The sequence below is a fragment of the Geobacillus proteiniphilus genome, from assembly GCF_001908025.1.
GTDB lineage: Bacteria > Bacillota > Bacilli > Bacillales > Anoxybacillaceae > Geobacillus > Geobacillus proteiniphilus.
Genome location: NZ_MQMG01000176.1, coordinates 1 through 265, shown reverse-complemented (window position 1 = coordinate 265; position 265 = coordinate 1). Strand labels below are relative to the sequence as shown.

Below are 265 nucleotides of genomic sequence, written 5' to 3'. Positions count from 1 at the left end.
AGGACCTGCCGATACATAATGGCCGCCATGTTTTCAAATGATAAAGATGGAGGTGGCTTCGATTGGAACCGATGCTATGCCCAAACTGCAAAACGAATCGGACGCGGTTTCATCTCATTGAGCAGCATCCCGCGTGCGGTCAAGCTCGATCCGCACACCGGCGACATTGAGCACGAATACACAAACGAAGCGCTCGAACCGTTCCATCTCCCATACCGCGGCCCGAGCTACCGCGTCCAATGCGGCGTCTGCGGGCTGATCGAAG

At 55.8% G+C, this 265-nt stretch carries 1 pseudogene; it reads left to right on the top strand.

The window, feature by feature from the left end:
• Positions 1–62: 62 nt before the first annotated feature.
• A pseudogene (locus BRO54_RS20755) lies at positions 63–265 on the top strand (DNA alkylation repair protein); the annotation flags it as partial.